The following is a 273-nucleotide window of genomic DNA, read 5'->3' on the forward strand; positions in this document are numbered from 1 at the left end:
GTCAGGTACTGCCGATCGGTGGTTTGAAAGAAAAACTCCTGGCAGCGCATCGCGGCGGGATTAAAACAGTGCTAATTCCGTTCGAAAATAAACGCGATCTGGAAGAGATTCCTGACAACGTAATTGCCGATCTGGACATTCATCCTGTGAAGCGCATTGAGGAAGTTCTGACTCTGGCGCTGCAAAATGAACCGTCTGGTATGCAGGTTGTGACTGCAAAATAGTGACCTCGCGCAAAATGCACTAATAAAAACAGGGCTGGCAGGCTAATTC

Annotated in this window: 1 protein-coding gene; it reads left to right on the forward strand. The window is 48.0% G+C overall.

The genetic code is table 11. The features are described from left to right. The coding region (locus NR201_RS22575) for a S16 family serine protease (RefSeq protein ID WP_256850195.1) at positions 1–224 on the forward strand (224 nt) is incomplete at its 5' end. Between the last annotated feature and the right edge of the window lie 49 nt (positions 225–273).

Source organism: Pantoea sp. Fr-CA_6 (genome assembly GCF_024520895.1).
In the GTDB taxonomy this organism is placed as follows: domain Bacteria; phylum Pseudomonadota; class Gammaproteobacteria; order Enterobacterales; family Enterobacteriaceae; genus Pantoea; species Pantoea agglomerans.